Genomic DNA, 18,686 nt, shown 5'->3' with positions numbered 1-18,686 from the left:
CCCGCACATCACTTGCTCACCACAACAAATTCAGAGGAAATCATGCAAACAGCACCCTACGCCGTGCCTAGTTCATCCAGCGATCCCGTCGGCAGCTCTGCTCGGAATACCGAGTTACCCATTGGCGGAGCACTTGCCAACTACCAGATCATTCGCCGCAACGGCTCGGTCGTGGCATTTGAGCCGCACAAGATCGCCGTGGCCATGATGAAGGCTTTTCTGGCGGTTCATGGCACGCAAGGCGCGGCATCGGCCAGCGTGCGTGAAACGGTCGATACCCTGACCCAGGCCGTGGTTCGCGCCCTGATGCGCTCGCGCCCCAGCGGCGGCACGTTCCACATCGAGGATGTGCAGGATCAAGCAGAACTCGGCCTGATGCGTGGTGGTCACCACGAAATCGCCCGCGCCTATGTGCTGTACCGCGAAAAGCACAATCAGGAACGCGCCAAACAACTGCAAAACCAGGCGCCCGCAGCGCCGCTGCTGCATGTCACAGATGGCGGGAAAAGGGTGGCACTGGACATTCGCAACCTGCAAGCACTGATTGAAGCCTCGTGCGCCAACTTGGGTAGCGACGTCAAGCCTGACCCGATTGTTTCGGAAACCATGCGCAACCTGTACGACGGCGTGCCCATTGAAGAGGTTTACAAAGCGTCCATCCTGGCTGCCCGCACGCTGATCGAAAAAGACCCGGACTACACCTATGCCACCGCGCGCCTGCTGCTGCACACCATCCGCAAGGAGGTCCTGGGCGAGGAAATCAGCCATGAAGCCATGGCAAGCCGCTACGTCACGTATTTCCCGGAATTTATCGCCAAGGGTGTGAAGAACGAGTTGCTCGACGAAAAGCTCCAGCAGTTCGACCTGGCCCGCCTGGGCGCGGCGCTCAAGCCCGAGCGCGACCTGCAGTTTGACTACCTTGGCCTGCAAACACTGTTTGACCGCTACTTTCTGCATGTTCGCAAGCAGCGAATCGAGTTGCCGCAAGCATTCTTCATGCGCGTGGCCATGGGTCTGTCACTTAATGAGCAAAACCGCGAAGAGCGCGCCATCGAGTTCTACGAAATCCTGTCGTCGTTCGACTTCATGTCGAGCACACCGACGTTGTTCAACGCCGGAACGCTGCGCTCGCAGCTGTCGTCGTGCTACCTGACCACCGTGGCCGACGACCTGGGCGGCATCTACGACGCCATCAAGGAAAACGCGCTGCTGTCCAAGTTTGCCGGCGGCCTGGGCAACGACTGGACGCCCGTGCGCGCCATGGGCGCCCACATCAAGGGCACCAACGGCGAATCGCAAGGCGTAGTGCCCTTCCTGAAAGTGGTCAATGACACCGCCGTGGCAGTCAACCAGGGCGGCAAGCGTAAAGGCGCGGTCTGCGCCTACCTGGAAACCTGGCACCTGGACATCGAGGAATTCCTGGAACTGCGCAAGAACACCGGCGACGATCGCCGCCGCACGCACGACATGAACACGTCCAACTGGATTCCCGACCTGTTCATGCGCCGCGTGATGGAAAAAGGCAGCTGGACGCTGTTTTCGCCCTCCGACACGCCTGACCTGCACGACAAGTACGGTCAGGAATTTGAAAAGGCCTACGTTGCCTACGAAGCACGCGCCGAGCGCGGCGAACTCAAGCCGTCGCGCAAGCTGCAGGCCACTGACATGTGGCGCAAGATGCTGTCGATGCTGTTTGAAACCGGTCATCCGTGGATCACCTTCAAGGACGCCTGCAACATCCGCTCGCCCCAGCAGCATGCCGGTGTCGTGCATTCGTCCAATCTGTGCACCGAAATCACGCTCAATACCAGCGAAACAGAAACCGCTGTCTGCAACCTAGGCTCGATCAACCTGGTCCAGCACCTGAAAGACGGCGCACTCGACCATGACAAGCTGAAAAAAACCATCACCACGGCCATGCGCATGCTGGACAACGTGATTGACATCAACTACTACGCCGTTGAAAAGGCCCGCCATTCCAATCTGCAGCATCGCCCGGTCGGTCTGGGGCTGATGGGTTTCCAGGACTGCCTGTATGAGCTGCGCGTGCCCTACGCCTCGCAGGCTGCCGTTGAGTTTGCCGACACGTCGATGGAAGCGATCTGCTACCACGCCTACTGGGCCTCGACCGAACTGGCCAGGGAACGCGGCCAGTACGCGAGCTACAAGGGTTCGCTGTGGGACAAGGGCATCCTGCCGCTCGACACGCTCGACATGCTGGCAAATGAACGCGGCGGCTATGTCGAAGTGGACCGCTCCTCCACGCTCGACTGGGACGCGCTGCGCCAGAAGATCGCAAAAGACGGTATGCGCAACTCGAACTGCGTGGCGATTGCCCCCACCGCGACGATTTCCAACATCATTGGTGTCGATGCCTGCATCGAACCCTGCTTTGGCAACCTGTCGGTCAAGTCCAATCTATCGGGTGAATTTACCGTCATCAACAACTACTTGGTGCGTGATCTGAAAAAGCTCGGTCTATGGGACGATGTGATGGTGGTGGACCTGAAGCATTTCGATGGTTCGTTGCGTCCGATCGACCGCGTGCCCCAGGACATCAAGTCTTTGTACGCCACGGCATTTGAAATTGAAACGTCGTGGCTGGTGGAAGCCGGATCGCGCCGCCAGAAATGGATTGACCAGGCGCAGTCGCTCAACATCTACATGGCGGGTGCATCGGGCAAGAAGCTGGATGAAACCTACAAGCTGGCATGGGTTCGAGGCCTGAAAACAACCTATTACCTGCGTACCCAAAGTGCCACGCATGTCGAAAAATCAACTGTCACTGCTGGCAAAATGAATTCGGTGTCCTCGGGTTCACAGTCCAAGGCGGCAAGCATGAGCGCTATTGACAAGGCAGCTGCAGCAGCGCAAGCCCAGTTGAGCGCGTCGCCTGCAACCGACATCAAGTTCTGCGCGATTGATGATCCAGGCTGCGAAGCCTGTCAATAAAAAAGCTGCGGTTTGCTGACCGGAATTTTTCGTTCTTTTTTGAATAAGACGCAAAAACCCGCTGCAATTGCGCAACAAAACCTGCAGCGGTTTGAATGAACACTTTTCATTTTTCACCGCTGCTTTCATAATCTTCAAGTATTGGAATTTCCTATGTTGACCTGGGACGAAGAAGTCAAACCATCTTTGCAGATTCCCCACCCGAGCGACTTGCCAGCCGGCCGCTCAGCGGAGGTCCCGCTCCCTTCTTTCGCTCCTTCAACCCAGCCAGCGGTTGAAGTGCCTGCGCCTGCCGCAAAAGCCAAGCGCGTCAATGCTTCGGACAAGCGCATCATCAATGGTCAGACCGACGTTAACCAACTGGTGCCGTTCAAATACAAATGGGCTTGGGAAAAATACCTGTCGTCATGTGCAAACCACTGGATGCCCCAGGAGGTCAACATGACCCGCGACATCGCACTGTGGAAAGACCCGAACGGCTTGACCGATGACGAGCGTCGTCTCGTCATGCGCAACCTCGGATTTTTCGTCACGGCCGATTCGCTTGCGGCCAACAATATCGTTCTGGGCACATACCGTCACATCACCGCGCCCGAATGCCGCCAGTTTTTGCTGCGCCAGGCCTTCGAAGAAGCCATCCATACCCATGCCTACCAATACATCACAGAGTCGCTGGGTTTGGACGAAGCCGAGATATTCAACGCCTACAACGAAGTACAGTCCATCAAGGACAAGGATCAGTTCCTGATCCCGTTCATCGAAGCGATTTCAGATCCGACCTTCAAGACGGGAACACCCGAAGCAGACCAAACGCTTCTCAAGTCGCTGATCGTGTTCGCATGCCTGATGGAAGGACTGTTCTTTTATGTCGGCTTCACACAAATTCTGGCACTCGGCCGGCAAAACAAGATGACTGGCGCAGCTGAGCAGTACCAGTACATCCTTCGCGACGAGTCGATGCATTGCAACTTTGGCATTGACCTGATCAACCAGCTCAAGCTGGAAAACCCCCACCTCTGGACGCCTGAGTTCAAGGCCGAGATCAACGAACTGTTCATGAAGGCCGTAGAACTTGAATATCGCTATGCCGAAGACACCATGCCACGCGGCGTGCTGGGCCTCAACGCCTCTATGTTCAAAGGCTATCTTCGCTACATCGCCAATCGGCGTGCTACGCAGATCGGACTCGAAACGCTTTTCCCCAATGAGGAAAATCCGTTCCCCTGGATGAGCGAAATGATTGACCTGAAAAAAGAACGCAACTTCTTTGAAACCCGTGTGATCGAATATCAGTCTGGCGGCGCCCTTTCCTGGGATTAACAGCACACGATTGACAAAAAGCACAAGGCCCACACAATAATGATTTTTAAATTCGCAACAGTCCAAGCCAGCACCCCAGAGTGCGCAGGGACCGTTGCGCCTGTGTTTGCGGTATGGGGTTCGGCAATCCGAAGGCCTCATGCTGCGAATCGTTTCGTCTGTACTCCAGACGAAGTGCTTTTTGCAAACTGATCGAGGAGAAAACCATGGCAACTGCGAAAAAACCAGCGGCAAAGAAAGCCGCTCCTGCGAAAGCAGCAGCAAAAAAAGTGACAACTGCGGCGACGCCCGCACCGGCGGGAACAACAGTTGCGGCGTCCAAGCCGTCGGCTAAAAAGACTACGGCAAAAACACCTGCCAAGGCACCAGAGAAAGCGGCTGTAAAAGTTTCAGCGAAAAAGGCTGCGGCTTCACCCGCACCAGCCGCAAAACCCGCTGCGACTCCCAAGCCAGTGGCCAAAAAGGCAGCAGTAAAAACCGCGGTCAAGGCAACTGAAGCCGTACCGGCAAAGTCTCCTGCAAAATCAGCAGCAGCTAAAAAAGTGCTGCCTGTGACGGCAATGGTCAAAGCGGTGGCGACTGAGAAGCCAGCCGTTAAAGCCGCAGCAGCTAAAAAACCCGCTGCAAAAAAGATCGAAACCAAGCCTGCTGAAACCGCTCAAGCCGCAAAAAAGCCCGCAGCAAAAAAAGCTGTAAAGGCGGTAAAAGAGGTAAAAATCGAGAAATCCGAGAAAAAACCTGCAGTCAAGACGCCGGTAACCACGCCCACCGCTCAGACAACTATCAGCCCGCAAGCCTCCTGGCCTTTCCCAAAGGGCAGCAAGCCTTAATTCGTTCAGGTCTTGTGCCTCAAGCCCGATGTTGCAAAACGTCGGGCTTTTTCAATTCATTCTTTTATATCGACATGCCCTTTGCGGCTTCAGCATCGCCAGCAGGCGAGTCGCAGGCTTCGGTTTGGCGTAGCGTTGACGATTTACAGAAAAAATATTCTGCCAAACCCGCTGATGTTCAAGCATCAGATTCAATGCTATATTTTTTATAGCTGTGAGCGCTTATGGCTGTTGCGCTAAACACCTATTTCATTCAAATTCACTGAATAGTTCTGTCCGCCTCGGCTGGCAATCTTGGATGCACCCATCTGGTTTCCCAGCGCCGCGCAACGGACCAACGGCCAGTCTTGTTCCAGTCCAAACAGCAGCGCGCCACGAAAGGCGTCACCGCAACCTGTAGGGTCCACCAGCGCACTGGCCTTGACCGCTGGAACCAGCGTCTTAGCACCATCGACCCAGACTTCGCAGCCCTCGGCGCCCAGCGTCACCAGCAGGCCGCGCACACGGCGTGACAACTCGGCGCACGACAAGCCGGTCCGGTCGCACAGCATCCGGCCTTCATAGTCATTGACCGTGACCCAGCTTGCCAAATCGACAAAATGCGCCAGCTCCTTGCCATCGAACATCGGCAGACCCTGCCCCGGATCAAAAACGAAGGGAATGCCGGCGGCCTTGAACTGTTCTGCATGCTGCAGCATGGCATCGCGGCCATCAGGGGAGATCATGCCCAGCTTGATGTCGCTGCGCGCCTCGATCCGGGTGACATGGGCCTGCATCATGGCGCCAGGATGAAACGCGGTAATCTGGTTGTTGTCGCGGTCAGTCATGATCATGGCCTGCGCAGTGTAAAGATCATCAACCACGCGAACAAACTCGGTGCTGATGCCCTGCGCCTGCATGCGAGCCAGATAGTCGGCGCCGTCGTTGCCTACCGTCGCCATGGGCAATGGCGACCCTCCCAGTTGCTTGAGGCTGTAGGCGATGTTGCCCGCACAGCCGCCAAACTCGCGGCGCAGCGCCGGCACCAGGAACGACACGTTCAGAATGTGCAGTTGGTCGGGCAGGATCTGCTCGGCAAACCGGCCCTCGAAGCCCATGATGGTGTCAAAGGCCAGCGAGCCGCAAATTACAGAAGACATTTAGTTCTCGATTCAGTTCAGGGATAAAAAGCGACGATACGGTAGCTTGCCACCGGCAGCAAACCGGCTTGCGCCGGAGCTGCAGACCCTTGTGCGCCAGTGCCGGCGACTTTCAGGGCCAAAGTGCCAGGCAGCCTCGAGTAGGCAGCGAGCGTGGTGGCCGTGGTCCCAAACTCGCTCGGAATCACCACCCGGCGCACCACGACTTGGTCCTGGCTGTCAGTGAGGGTGACTTCCAGCGCCGGGATTTCAAGCTCCGCATTGCCAGTATTGTTGAAAGTGAAGCTTAGCCTATAGGCATCGGGACCAGTCCGGCTAAAGCTGGAGTTTTCTATAACCAACGCTTCAATGCGCCGCAATGGCAGGACTTCGCAACCCAGGGGACGACACATGGCCTGAAGCCAGGGGGCCAGCAGCGGCGCTTGCGCAGCCAGAAGGTCCTTTTGCCGGACAACCCATTGCAGCATCAATGCCAGTACCAGCACCAGGCAGATCACGCCCAGCACGGTGCGAACCAAGGGCGACTTCCAGAAATCCTTGCGCTGCGCTTCACGCACGAAAGACACGTCGGGAAATGTTTGCGAATCCTGCTTCACTGAAGCAGGCGGGAATTCTGGTCCACCGGGATGCGGTGGCGAGCCAAAGGGCTTGAAACCGAAGCCATCGGCGTTGAATGCCGGTTCATGCCGCTCTTCATTTCCAGCCAGAGGATTGACAGCTTCAGAGCCTGCCGGACTCGCCGGCATGGACGGTTTTTCGCCAGGCAAAGGCATGCAGCCAGAAACATCGCGATGTTCTAGACCGGCAGGCTGCATCAGCGCTGCGTCAGCCGCAGTGCCCGCGAAATCCTCATCCCGTGCAGCTCCAGGCGCGGCCGGATCACCACTTTCGGGACTGGCACTGGGTTCATGTGGCAAGCCAGCGGCATGATCGACCTTCGAAAACTGGGGTACTTTGTCAGGCGGCATGGGGGGTTTATTCGCCAAGCCATGCAGGGTGGATGGCAGAGCCTCCATCTCGCTGGTACCGCTCGTACCGTCCACAAGCAGGTGCAGCGATGCTTCAAACACTTCACCGCACTGGCCGCAGCGCACCCAGCCTTGCGCCGACCTGAGCTGGTCGGCAACAAGCCTGAACATCGTGGCGCAGGCGGGACAGCGGGTGATCTGGCTCATCGGGCGTAATAGATTGAAAAATTCCCGGAGACAACCCGTGCCTGAGGCCGGGTTAGGCCGACAGACTCAAAACTGGGCCGTCATCAAGATCCAGCCTTCCTGCGCATCATGGACTTCAAGCTTGCAATAAGGCAGGTAGGCGGCCTTCAACTCATCCGCCTGACGATCCAGAATACCTGCCAGCACCAGTTTGCCACCGGCCTGGACATGCGCGCAGAGTAACGGCGCCAGCACCCGCAAAGGTGTCGCCAGGATGTTGGCCAGCACTGTCTGATATGCGCCCATGGCCTTGTCGGGCAGACCGGTCTGCAATTGAACGTGATTGGCCTGGGCATTGGCGCGGGTCGATTCCACCGCCGCCTCGTCAATGTCGACGGCATCTATTTCTTTAGCGCCAAACTTGGCAGCACCAATGGCCAGGATGCCGGAGCCACAGCCGTAGTCAAGCACCCGGCCCAGTGATTTACCGGCAGCGCCCTGGCCAGCAATCCAGCGCAGGCACATACGTGTCGTCGGATGCGTTCCGGTGCCAAAGGCCAGGCCCGGGTCGAGCCGGATCACCTGTTTTGCCTGCGCCGGTGGCTCATGCCAGGTCGGCACGATCCAGAATTCGGAGGTGATTTCGACCGGGGTGAACTGCGACTGCGTCAGCCGCACCCAGTCCTGCTCGGGGACGTTCTGGATCGCAACCAACTGGCAGCCAGCAAAAAAATCCTGCATCTGCAAGAGGTTTGCTGCATCGCGGGCAAGTGCCTCGGTGGCAAACAGCGCCACGATGCGCGAGCGTTCCCAGCCCGCCTTGGGCGGCGGCATGCCAGGCTCGCCAAACAGCGCCTGCTCGGCCGGCGTGTGGGCGTCGGCGTCTTCGACCGAAACGCTGAGCGCATCCAGGGCATACAGCGCGTCGCTGAGGTTTTCCACCTCATCCACAGGCGCCAGCAAAATCATTTCAAACATCATTTATCCAAAACAGTTTGCTAAACCCAAGGCTGCTGGGCTGGCTTTGCCAGACAGCAGACGCACCAGGCCGCTTGGGGAGAAGGAGACACACGCAGTGAACGGCTGCAAGGGCGTTCCGCCCCAGCCAGGGCCGCGCGGGGCTGGCTTTGCCAGACCGCAGGCGCACCAGGCCGCTTGGGGAGAAGGAGACACACGCAGTGAACGGCTGTAAGGGCATTCCGCCCCAGCCAGGGCCGCGGGGCTGGCTTTGCCAGACCGCAGGCGCAGCGGCCCCCTCGGGGGGCAGGAAGCACACGCAGTGAGCGACCGTGGGGGCGTCATCTCTCGCGCTTCGACAGCCATTCTTCAAGGTAGTGGATGTTGGTGCCGCCGTCCATGAACTTGGCGTCCACCATGAGTTCGCGGTGCAGGGCTATGTTGGTGCTGATGCCTTCCACCACGGTTTCACCCAGGGCAGCGCTCATGCGCGCCAGCGCCTGCTGGCGCGTGTCGGCGTGAACAATGATCTTGCCGATCATTGAGTCGTAGTTGGGCGGCACGAAATAGTTGGAATAAATGTGCGAATCCACACGCACGCCCGGGCCACCCGGCGGGTGCCAGTTGGTGATGCGTCCTGGCGAAGGCGTGAACTTGTACGGGTCTTCGGCGTTGATGCGGCATTCGATGGAATGCCCCCGGATCTGGATGTCGCGCTGGACAAAAGGCAGGCGCTCGCCAGCCGCCACCATGATCTGCGTCTTGACGATGTCGATGCCGGTGATCCATTCAGTGACCGAATGCTCGACCTGGACACGCGTGTTCATCTCGATGAAATAAAACTCGCCATCTTCATAGAGGAACTCGAAAGTGCCCGCGCCACGGTAGCCAAACTTCTTGACCGCCGTTACACAACGCGCGCCGATGCGCTCGATCAGCTTGCGCGGAATGCCGGGTGCCGGGCCTTCCTCGATGACCTTCTGGTGGCGGCGCTGCATGGAGCAGTCACGCTCACCCAGCCAGACCGCGTTCTTGTACTGGTCGGCCAGAATCTGGATCTCGATATGCCGGGGGTTCTGCAGGAATTTCTCCATGTAGACCTCCGGATTGCCAAAGGCCGCGCCGGCCTCGGCCTTGGTCATCTGCACAGCATTGAGCAGTGCGGCTTCGGTGTGCACCACGCGCATGCCGCGTCCGCCGCCGCCGCCAGCGGCCTTGATGATGACCGGGTAGCCGATCTGCTTGGCCACCCGCTTGATAAAAGCCGGATCAGCCGGCAAGGCGCCTTCGGAACCCGGAACGCAGGGCACCCCGGCTTTCAGCATGGTCTGCTTGGCAGACACCTTGTCGCCCATCAAGCGGATCGATTCGGGCGAAGGGCCTATGAACTTGAAGCCGCTTTTCTCGACACGTTCGGCAAAATCGGCGTTCTCGCTCAGAAAACCATAACCAGGATGGATCGCCTCGGCGTCGGTCACTTCAGCCGCCGAAATGATTGCCGGCATGTTTAGATAGCTCAGTGCCGACGGCGCCGGTCCGATACAAACCGCTTCGTCGGCCATCTTGATGTATTTGGCCTCGCGGTCGGCTTCGGAGTAAACCATCACGGCCTTGACGCCGAGTTCACGGCAGGCGCGCTGGATGCGCAGGGCGATCTCGCCGCGGTTGGCGATCAGTATTTTTTTAAACATGCGTCAAAGTACCTGGTCTGGCCGATGGGGCCGGCGATCTAGCCGGTCTGGCGATAAAGGGCAACAGGCCCGATCACTCAATCATGAACAGGGGCTGGCCGTATTCGACGGCCTGGCCGTTTTCAGAAAGGATTTTCGTGATGGTGCCGGACTTGTCGGCTTCAATCTCGTTGAGGATCTTCATGGCCTCGATGATGCAAACCGTATCGCCTTCCTTGACCACACTGCCAATATCTACAAAGGCGTTGGAGCCAGGACTCGACGAGCGGTAAAAGGTGCCGACCATCGGCGACTTGATCGCATAACCAGCCGCTTGCGTCGCCGGGGCATCGGGCGCAGGAGCCTGTGGGGCGACTGATTGAACCTGATGGCTGGGAACCATGTTCATGGCGGGCTGTTGCATCATCATCATCGGAACGCCGCTGGACTTGACGATTCGCACCTTGCCTTCGGCTTCGGTGATTTCAAGTTCGGACACATTGGACTCTGAGACAAGGTCGATCAGGGTTTTGAGTTTTCTTAGATCCATAGATTCTTCCCAACGAAGGTGGAGGCTGGCTTGCGGTCCCTGGACGCGCGGTTTGAATGAAGAAGAAGATGGCGCAACGGGCCGATCTTTACTCTTCCTTCGCTTACTTTCTTTTATTTCGGTTTACCGCACCCATTGGATAACAATTATCAGGCAACCCGGATAAGCCATGGCGTCGAAAAAATCCAAAGTGTACCTTAAGGTGTATCCGGCAAAGCCAACAGTTTTTGGACACCGGAACAAAAACCGATGCCGTCAAAACCTGCCGACTGGCGAATCCAGCGCCTTGCGCGCTTCAAGTCAAGACCAAATACGTCGAAGCCCAGACTCACGCAGCCATCAGACCAGATGCGTCCACTGCACCAGTTCTTCAGGCGTCACCTTGCCGATCTTGCGATGGAGCAGCGCGCCGGCAGGGCTGAAAACAACGGTAAAGGGCAGGCTGCCCGATGTGTTGCCGAGCGACTTGCTCAACTCGGTTCCGCCCAGGCCGGCCATGCCCACCGGGAAATTCAGCGGACGGGTCTGCAGCCAGGTGCGCACCGCGCTGGGCTGGTCCACTGCCAAGCCGACCACCTGAAGGTTTTTGTCCTTGTTTTCCTGGTAGAAAAAGTCCAGCAACGGCAGTTCTTCCACGCAGGGCGGACACCAGGTGGCCCAGAAATTGACCATCAGCAACTTGCCGCGAAAACTGCTCATGGGCAAGGGCTTGCCGTCGGGCGTGTCAAAACTGGCAGCCCAGAAAGCATCGCTCACGGCCTGGGCCGAGGGGCCGCTCAACGCGTGCGGCTGAAATTTCCACCAGGCAGCGCTGGCACCGGCCAGGGCGGCGGCAGCGGCAACGCCGCCATACAGCATGTTTCTGCGATTCACGAATCAAGCTCCTGAAGAAGTGGACAACAATTTTTGCACGGCGGCCAGGTCGCCGCGCGGCGTACGGCCTTTGGCATCGGGTCGCAAGGCGCCACGCAGGTCGTCATGGTCATAGACCATCAAATGAACGCCGATGTTTTCATTCAGCGCCTGGCACAGACTGCTGAGGGAAAGCGCCTCGACGCTGCCGCCGGTAAAGCCAGTCACGGTGCGCGGCTCGTAATCGACGTTGTGCTCGATCAGCGCGATTTCTGCCGATTTCGGATCGTCGCAAAACAGCTGGATATAGATGTCGGACAGCCGGGTCGCGGTGCCGTGCCAGACTGCGCCGGCCAGGTAAGGCCGGAACGTCGCCATGCGCTGCATCCATACCAGCGCCAGCTCGCGCAGCGCAGCCAGTTCGGCTGGCTGGGTGTCAGCGCAAAACAGCGCGATGTATTCGCGCACGGCGTCTTCCATCTCGCCGTTGTCGGGCAAGGCGGTGCGCGCCGGCAAAGCCATCTGCTTGAGCGCGCGGCGTTTGGCCGGGCCGTATTCCAGTCCTTCTTCGACCACCAGCGCGGCGGCGGTGGCGGCAATTTCTGATTTGAGGGTATTCAATTTAAAGGTTGGCTGGCCTGCAGAGCCAAGCGCGAAGGGTCAGGGATTTGAAGGTCAGCCCGAAGGCATTCAAAGCAATTGTGCCTACATTGGGGCCGCGTCAGCGCGCAAAGTTCACAGCATTCTTTATCCGCTATGAAATAAAGAGCTGCTTGCGCATGTCCGGATTGCGCCAGAAGCTTATTTCCCTTAAAAAATAGCGCTCAGAATTAGCCTCCCTAAAATATGGGCGATGCACATACATATTCTGGGAATCTGCGGGACTTTCATGGGCGGCCTGGCCGCGCTGGCGCGCGAGGCGGGGCACAAGGTGACGGGTTGCGACACCGGCGTCTATCCACCCATGAGCGACCAGTTGCGCGGCCTGGGGATCGAGCTGATCGAAGGCTACGGCGCTGACCAGATGGCGCTGGCGCCCGATGTGTTCGTGATCGGCAACGTGGTGTCGCGGGCACGCCTGCCGGACGGCAGCCCCAAATATCCGCTGATGGAAGCCATCCTCAACAGCGGCCAGCCCTACACCAGCGGGCCGCAGTGGCTGTCGGGCCATGTGTTGCACCATCCGACGCACCACGTCACCGGCCCGCGCCATGTGCTGGCCGTCGCCGGCACGCATGGCAAGACCACGACCACCGCCATGCTGGCCTGGATACTCGAATGCGCCGGCCTGCAGCCGGGATTTCTGATCGGCGGCGTGCCGCTGAACTTTGGCGTGTCGGCACGGCTGGGCACGGGCAATACCTTTGTGATCGAGGCCGATGAATACGACACCGCGTTTTTCGACAAGCGCAGCAAGTTTGTCCACTACCGCCCGCGCACCGCAATTTTGAACAACCTCGAATTCGACCATGCGGATATTTTTGATGACCTGGCGGCCATCGAGCGGCAGTTTCATCATTTGGTCCGCACGGTTCCTTCGCAGGGCCGGGTGGTGGTTAATGCAAACGAAGCCAGCCTGCAGCGTGTGCTGGCCCAGGGCTGCTGGAGCGAACAGGTGCCGTTTGGCGGCGTGGCGGACGGCGGCTTCAGCGCGCTGGGCGAGCCTGGCGACTTCAAGGTGCGCAAGTCGGGCATTGCCGTGGCGCGTGTGCAGTGGGACATCAGCGGCATGCACAACCAGTTGAACGCCCTGGCAGCCATCGCGGCGGCCGAGCATGTCGGCGTGGCGCCCGAACTTGCCGCCGAGGCACTGGCGTCTTTCCAGAATGTCAAGCGGCGAATGGAAGTGCGCGGCGTGCTGCATCGCGACGGAGGCGACCTCACGGTGTATGACGATTTCGCCCACCACCCGACAGCCATTCAGACCACGGTCGATGGCCTGCGCCGCCAGTTGAACAGCGCGGGCAAGGGCGGCGAACGCATCCTGGCGATTTTCGAGCCACGCAGCAACACCATGAAGCTCGGCAGCATGACCGCGCAACTGCCCTGGAGCCTGGAGCAGGCCGACCTGGCGTTCTGCCATGCCGGCGGGCTGGACTGGGATGCGCGACGCGCGCTGGCGCCGATGGGCGAACGCGCGCAGGTGGCGGACAACCTGGCGCAGCTGTTGGCGCAGGTGAAGGCGGCTGCGCGGCCAGGCGACCATTTGCTGTGCATGAGCAATGGCGGCTTTGGTGGCATTCATGCGAAATTGCTGGCCGCGCTGGCGCAGCCTTGACGCTATCTATTGCATAGCTGCCAACGTCCGTCCGTCTTGCGAAAAGCGGCTAAACAATCTGAAATAGCGCACCTTCTGAAGCGCGCAATGCGCAGCCGGTCAGAAATAACCCGCCTCCCGATTCATCCTGGATTGGTCTTTCAGCCAGCGCTTGAATCCGGCGTCGTCCTGCACCAGCGCAATGTCTTCTTCCATGAAAATCAGTTCGCCCTTCATGTATTTCGCCTCCTGTTCCAGCTTGCGCTGCAACATGGCGGCGGTTGGCGGCTGGTAGAACGTCAGCTCGAACTCGTCCTGAAGGTGCCGTTGCCGGGCAAACAATTCATTTTCCAGCTCGGCAGCCTGCTGCTTGAGCAGCAAACTCATGGCGGCGATACGTTCCTCGGGTTGCTGCAGCATGCCCTGCATGTCGGCCTGGGCAATGCGCAACTGCAGGTGCAACAAAGCCACTAAATCTTGCCTGGCATAGGCGGCATTGGCTTCGCTCATCAGGGTGGTTTTGCGCTGTTGCTCGGCCGGGTCGCGCTCGCGGTCGGGATGCAGCGCGCTGGCCAACTGGCGGTAGACCTGGCGCAGCACCGTGTCGGCGTCTTCCTGCTGCTGACCGGCTTTGCGCTGGGCCGGCGTGGGATTTTTCTTTTTTCTTTTGGCCTGCGCCGCCTCGTGTTGCGCCTCTTCGGCCTGCATCGCTTCGTGCAGGCGCTCGCGGCTGGCACGCCTCACCGCTTCAAGCGGGTCCAGCGATTCATCCTGCGCCTGCATGTCCAGCGGCGCGCCCAGCGCTTGCTCCATCATGGAACGCATCATTGCGGCCTGGTCTTCTTCCTTCTGGTGCAGGGTGCGTGCGCTGCGCTGGTCATGCAGCGCGGCCATGGCCTCATCGCCAAAGGCCGCCAGCGTTTCGCACAGCTCGCACAGGATGTTCAGGCCGTTGCGCTTCTGGGTCGGCGTCACGCCCTTGCGCTGCAGCCGCTCGTCCAGTGCCAGCGCCATGCGCCGCATCAGCGCCCGGTGCGCTTCGCGCAACGGCTCCAGCGTGCGGTGATAACGCGGGCGAAAGGCATCGGCCAGCGTCTTGATTCCGGTGACCTGGCCTTCGAGCTTGTCGATTTTTGCCAGCAGGCGGTTAAAGCGCAGCTGCGCGGCGGACAGGCGCGGCCCACCCGTGCCGCTGTCGAGGCGCAAGGCGGTGCCGGCTGTTTCGGCAGGCACGGCTTCAGCTGACAGATCGATTTTGGAGGGAGTCTTGGATTTTTTCATGCATGGTCGTCGTCAATAGGAGCCAGTGAAGAAGGCGGTCCTGCATCGGACAGCGTGCAATTCGCTGGCATTCTCGCCGTGGAGAGGCAGCGTGACGTGATCCCGCCACTATGGCAGCAGGCAAGGCAATAACCGTACCCTCACCGCTAGTTTTATGTACTTTAGGGTTTTGCGCAATGCACGACTATGTAAGCAGCTATTTTTTCAATAGCAAAATTTTGTCCGTCGGCTTGCGACTTTAAAACCAACTCAATAGCTGATGCTCAGGGCCGTCACGTCGATGTTCACCATCGGCCGGCCCAGCGCCGTGGTGGCGGCGCAGGCAAAGGCCTGCGCCCATTCGGCGTCTGCAAACCTTTCTGGACCGGCGGCCTCGGCGACGACCACGACCTTGTCGGCGGTCAGCAGCTTGCCGGTGGGCCGCAGCGGCTCGCAGCCCATCTGGGTGAACTGCTCGTCGAGCCAGCGGCGGGCCGCCTCGGGGGGCATGGGCTCGAGTTGGTCATGCAATTCAATCTGAACTGGAGGCTGGTTCTTGAAGATGACAGTGACTTCGCTGCGCATGGGGTTTCCTCTGGTAGTGATAACAAATCCGGCGCCAGCTCCAGCGTCGCGTCTGTCGCGGTCACTGAAATGTGCAAGCGCCCGGCCAGTGCCCGCCAGCCCGGCCATTGGCAGGCTGGCGGATGTGCCGCATCATTTTGCCCGACGCGCCTCGACAGCGTTTGACAAAGTTGCCAGCATGTCCAGCGAATCGTTCCAGCCCAGGCAGGCATCGGTGATGCTGCGGCCGTATTCGAGCGATTTGGCGTTGTCCTTGCCGGCGGTGAACTTTTGCGCGCCGGCCACCAAGTGGCTTTCGACCATCAGGCCGAACACCTGGCGTGAGCCGCCGGCAACCTGGGCGGCAATCTCGCGTGCCACATCCATTTGCTTTTCGTGCTGTTTGGAGCTGTTGGCATGGCTGCAATCAACCATCAGCGTCGCTGGCAGTTTGGCCGCTTCAAGGTCCTTGCAGGCGGCGGCCACGCTGGCGGCGTCGTAGTTGGGCGCTTTGCCGCCGCGCAAAATGACGTGGCAGTCCTGGTTGCCGTTGGTCTGCACAATCGCTACCTGGCCGTTTTTGTGGACCGACAGGAAGTGGTGGCCGCGCGCCGAGGCCTGGATGGCGTCGGTGGCGATGCGGATGTTGCCGTCGGTGCCGTTCTTGAAGCCAATCGGCGCCGACAGGCCGGACGCCAGTTCGCGGTGCACCTGGCTTTCGGTGGTGCGTGCGCCAATCGCGCCCCAGGAGATCAGGTCGCCAATGTACTGCGGAGAAATCACGTCGAGAAATTCGCTGCCTGCCGGTACTTCCAGGCGGTTGATGTCGATCAGCAACTGGCGGGCAATGCGCAGGCCTTCGTCGATGCGAAAGCTTTCGTCCAGGTAAGGATCGTTGATCAGCCCTTTCCAGCCTACCGTGGTGCGCGGTTTCTCGAAGTACACGCGCATCACGATTTCCAGCGTGCCAGCGTATTTCTTGCGCTGCTCGGCCAGCCGGCGGGCGTAGTCGAGAGCGGCCATGGGATCGTGAATCGAGCACGGGCCAATCACCACCAGCAACCGGTCGTCGGTGCCGGCAATGATGTTGTGGATGCTCTGGCGCGTCTGGGTGATCAGGGATTCGGCCGCCGTGCCAGCAATCGGGAAAAAACGGATGAGGTGTTCGGGAGGGGGTAGCACGGTGATGTCCTTGATGCGTTTGTCGTCGGTCTCGCTGGTTTTTTCGACATTCGCATACCAGCTGGCGCTGGCGGGGTTGGCGTTGGCATTCATCACGGGCTTCCTTTTTTCAAAATTTCAAAACGGATTCGGGCTGTTTCAGGGGATTGGCAAATCGGGACGGGCAAAAAAAAACCGCCGGGGCCCGGCGGTTTTTGGAGATTCGCTGCATTTTCTGCTGCTTACGCGAAAGTCTCTCTACCGCCGGAGGCGCTTGAGAACCAAAAGTAAGCAAAAGAAAATTTCACGGAATTCATCTGATTAAATGTAGCACAGCTTGAATAAATACCGCTTACGCGGTGCCGCCCACAGTCAGGCCGTCGATGCGCAAGGTCGGCTGGCCGACGCCGACCGGCACGCTCTGGCCTTCCTTTCCGCAGGTGCCGACGCCGCTGTCGAGCTTCATGTCGTTGCCGATCATGGTGACGCGGGTCAGCGCGTCGGGGCCGTTGCCGACAATCGTTGCGCCCTTGACCGGGTAGAGGATCTTGCCGTTTTCAACCCAGAATGCTTCACTGGCCGAGAACACAAACTTGCCCGAGGTGATGTCCACCTGGCCACCGGCAAAGTTGCTGGCGTACAGGCCTTTCTTGATGCTGGCGATGATTTCTTCAGGCGCCTTGTCGCCGCCCAGCATGTAGGTGTTGGTCATGCGCGGCATCGGCACATGGGCGTAGCTTTCGCGCCGGCCATTGCCGGTGGGCTTGACGTTCATCAGGCGCGCATTCATCGAGTCCTGGATGTAGCCCTTCAAGATGCCGTCCTCGATCAGCACGTTGCGCTGGCTGACATTGCCCTCGTCATCGACGTTGAGCGACCCACGACGGTCGGCAATCGTGCCATCGTCCAGCACCGTCACGCCTTTGGCAGCGACGCGCTGGCCGATACGGCCCGAAAACGCGCTGGAGCCCTTGCGGTTGAAGTCGCCTTCCAAGCCGTGGCCGATGGCTTCGTGCAGCAGGATGCCAGGCCAGCCCGAACCGAGCACCACGGTCATCTGGCCGGCCGGCGCGGGGCGCGCCTCCAGGTTGGTCAGCGCCGCGTTCACGGCGGCATCGACATACTCGCCGATTTGCGTGTCGTCGAAATAGGCCAGGCCAAAACGGCCGCCGCCGCCGCCCGAGCCGACTTCGCGCCGGCCCTTTTGCTCGGCGATCACCGTCACGCTCAGGCGCACCAGCGGGCGCACATCGGCGGCCAGCGTGCCGTCGGCGCGCGCCACCATCACCACGTCGTATTCACTGGCCAGCCCGGCCATCACCTGGACGATGCGCGGGTCTTTGGCCTTGGCGAGTTTTTCAACCTTGCCCAGCAGTTCGACCTTGGCGGTGCTGTCCAGCGTGGCAATCGGGTCCAGGTCGCGGTAGAGCGAGCGGCTGGTGGCAACCTTGCGCGCTGGCGTCTTGACGCGGCCGGATTGGGAAGCAGCCGAAATGCTGCGCACCGTGCGCGCTGCATCTAACAGCGACGCTTCAGAAATGTCGTCGGAATAGGCAAAGGCGGTTTTCTCGCCACTCACGGCGCGAACACCGACGCCCTGGTCGATGTTGAAGGAACCGGTCTTGACGATGCCCTCTTCCAAGCTCCAGCCTTCGCTGCGCGTGTACTGGAAGTAAAGGTCTGCATCGTCCACGCCATAGGACGTGATTTCACCCAGCGCCCGGCTCAGCGCAGCTTCGTCCAGGCCGAAAGGCGTCAGCAGCAGTTTTTGGGCAATCGCCAACCGCTCCGACGTGGAGTCCTTGCTAGGCCGGGCCGGAGGACGCCCGGAGACATTGGTTTGGCGAACAGAGGAAGCGGCGGAGTTGAGTGAAATCATCCAATCATTGTAGGCAGTGTGACCCGCCAGTGTTGTTCATAGGGATGATGGCTGGAAGGCAGGCAAAGCAACAAGCGTAAGGGAGTGGCGTTCCCTACCAGCCAGGGCCGCGGGACTGGCTTTGCCAGACCGCAGGCGCCG

General features: G+C 59.6%; 15 protein-coding genes. 4 read left to right on the top strand and 11 right to left on the bottom strand.

What is annotated here, in order from left to right:
• The first annotated feature begins 42 nt into the window (after nt 1-42).
• The 3 genes from IWX87_RS03275 (at nt 43) to IWX87_RS03265 (ending at nt 5,102) form a co-directional block, all read left to right on the top strand.
• Entirely contained in the window at nt 43-2,952 is a 2,910-nt protein-coding gene (locus IWX87_RS03275; protein ID WP_196862083.1) for a ribonucleoside-diphosphate reductase subunit alpha, read from the top strand.
• 153 nt (nt 2,953-3,105) lie between these two features.
• Nucleotides 3,106-4,272 (top strand): ribonucleotide-diphosphate reductase subunit beta, encoded by a 1,167-nt coding sequence (locus tag IWX87_RS03270; protein ID WP_196862082.1) that lies wholly within the window; start codon nt 3,106-3,108, stop codon nt 4,270-4,272.
• 206 nt (nt 4,273-4,478) lie between these two features.
• Nucleotides 4,479-5,102, top strand: coding sequence for a histone (locus tag IWX87_RS03265; protein WP_196862081.1), 624 nt, complete (start codon nt 4,479-4,481; stop codon nt 5,100-5,102).
• A gap of 236 nt (nt 5,103-5,338) precedes the next feature.
• Here the strand turns inward: IWX87_RS03265 and IWX87_RS03260 are convergent, their stop codons facing one another.
• From IWX87_RS03260 to IWX87_RS03230, 7 genes are all read right to left on the bottom strand, one after another.
• Nucleotides 5,339-6,241 carry a carbohydrate kinase family protein gene (locus tag IWX87_RS03260; protein WP_196862080.1) on the bottom strand — a complete coding sequence of 301 codons (903 nt, stop codon included), beginning with the start codon at nt 6,239-6,241 and terminating at the stop codon, nt 5,339-5,341.
• 17 nt (nt 6,242-6,258) lie between these two features.
• Complete coding sequence (locus tag IWX87_RS03255) at nt 6,259-7,416, bottom strand: zinc-ribbon and DUF3426 domain-containing protein (protein ID WP_196862079.1); 1,158 nt, start codon at nt 7,414-7,416, stop codon at nt 6,259-6,261.
• 66 nt (nt 7,417-7,482) lie between these two features.
• A complete protein-coding gene (gene prmA, locus IWX87_RS03250; RefSeq protein ID WP_196862078.1) occupies nt 7,483-8,373 on the bottom strand; it encodes a 50S ribosomal protein L11 methyltransferase in 891 nt (296 codons plus the stop codon).
• Between the two features lie 320 nt (nt 8,374-8,693).
• Nucleotides 8,694-10,043 (bottom strand): acetyl-CoA carboxylase biotin carboxylase subunit, encoded by a 1,350-nt coding sequence (gene accC / locus IWX87_RS03245; protein WP_196862077.1) that lies wholly within the window; start codon nt 10,041-10,043, stop codon nt 8,694-8,696.
• Between the two features lie 73 nt (nt 10,044-10,116).
• Nucleotides 10,117-10,572 carry an acetyl-CoA carboxylase biotin carboxyl carrier protein gene (gene accB / locus IWX87_RS03240; RefSeq protein WP_196862076.1) on the bottom strand — a complete coding sequence of 152 codons (456 nt, stop codon included), beginning with the start codon at nt 10,570-10,572 and terminating at the stop codon, nt 10,117-10,119.
• Between the two features lie 339 nt (nt 10,573-10,911).
• Nucleotides 10,912-11,445 carry a TlpA disulfide reductase family protein gene (locus tag IWX87_RS03235; protein WP_280757792.1) on the bottom strand — a complete coding sequence of 178 codons (534 nt, stop codon included), beginning with the start codon at nt 11,443-11,445 and terminating at the stop codon, nt 10,912-10,914.
• A gap of 3 nt (nt 11,446-11,448) precedes the next feature.
• On the bottom strand, nt 11,449-12,045 hold the full coding sequence (locus IWX87_RS03230; RefSeq protein ID WP_196862075.1) for a hypothetical protein: 597 nt from the start codon (nt 12,043-12,045) through the stop codon (nt 11,449-11,451).
• 232 nt (nt 12,046-12,277) lie between these two features.
• On the opposite strand from IWX87_RS03230, the gene mpl reads away from it, so the two are divergent.
• Complete coding sequence (gene mpl / locus IWX87_RS03225) at nt 12,278-13,702, top strand: UDP-N-acetylmuramate:L-alanyl-gamma-D-glutamyl-meso-diaminopimelate ligase (RefSeq protein ID WP_196862074.1); 1,425 nt, start codon at nt 12,278-12,280, stop codon at nt 13,700-13,702.
• A gap of 99 nt (nt 13,703-13,801) precedes the next feature.
• On the opposite strand, the gene IWX87_RS03220 is transcribed toward mpl, so the two are convergent.
• From IWX87_RS03220 to tldD, 4 genes are all read right to left on the bottom strand, one after another.
• Nucleotides 13,802-14,962, bottom strand: a complete 1,161-nt coding sequence (locus tag IWX87_RS03220) for a hypothetical protein (RefSeq protein WP_196862073.1) — start codon at nt 14,960-14,962, stop codon at nt 13,802-13,804.
• Nucleotides 14,963-15,211: 249 nt separating this feature from the next.
• Nucleotides 15,212-15,526 carry a hypothetical protein gene (locus tag IWX87_RS03215; RefSeq protein WP_196862072.1) on the bottom strand — a complete coding sequence of 105 codons (315 nt, stop codon included), beginning with the start codon at nt 15,524-15,526 and terminating at the stop codon, nt 15,212-15,214.
• 132 nt (nt 15,527-15,658) lie between these two features.
• The gene (locus IWX87_RS03210) at nt 15,659-16,780 is read right to left on the bottom strand and encodes a 3-deoxy-7-phosphoheptulonate synthase (RefSeq protein ID WP_196862071.1); all 1,122 of its coding nucleotides are present in this window, start codon (nt 16,778-16,780) and stop codon (nt 15,659-15,661) included.
• A gap of 238 nt (nt 16,781-17,018) precedes the next feature.
• Nucleotides 17,019-18,545: a metalloprotease TldD gene (gene tldD / locus IWX87_RS03205; RefSeq protein ID WP_231374551.1), complete on the bottom strand. Its 1,527-nt coding sequence runs from the start codon at nt 18,543-18,545 to the stop codon at nt 17,019-17,021.
• Nucleotides 18,546-18,686: the final 141 nt, after the last annotated feature.

This window comes from Polaromonas sp. CG_9.7 (assembly GCF_015752205.1).
GTDB lineage: Bacteria > Pseudomonadota > Gammaproteobacteria > Burkholderiales > Burkholderiaceae_C > Polaromonas.
This window is presented reverse-complemented; position numbering and strand designations above follow the sequence as displayed.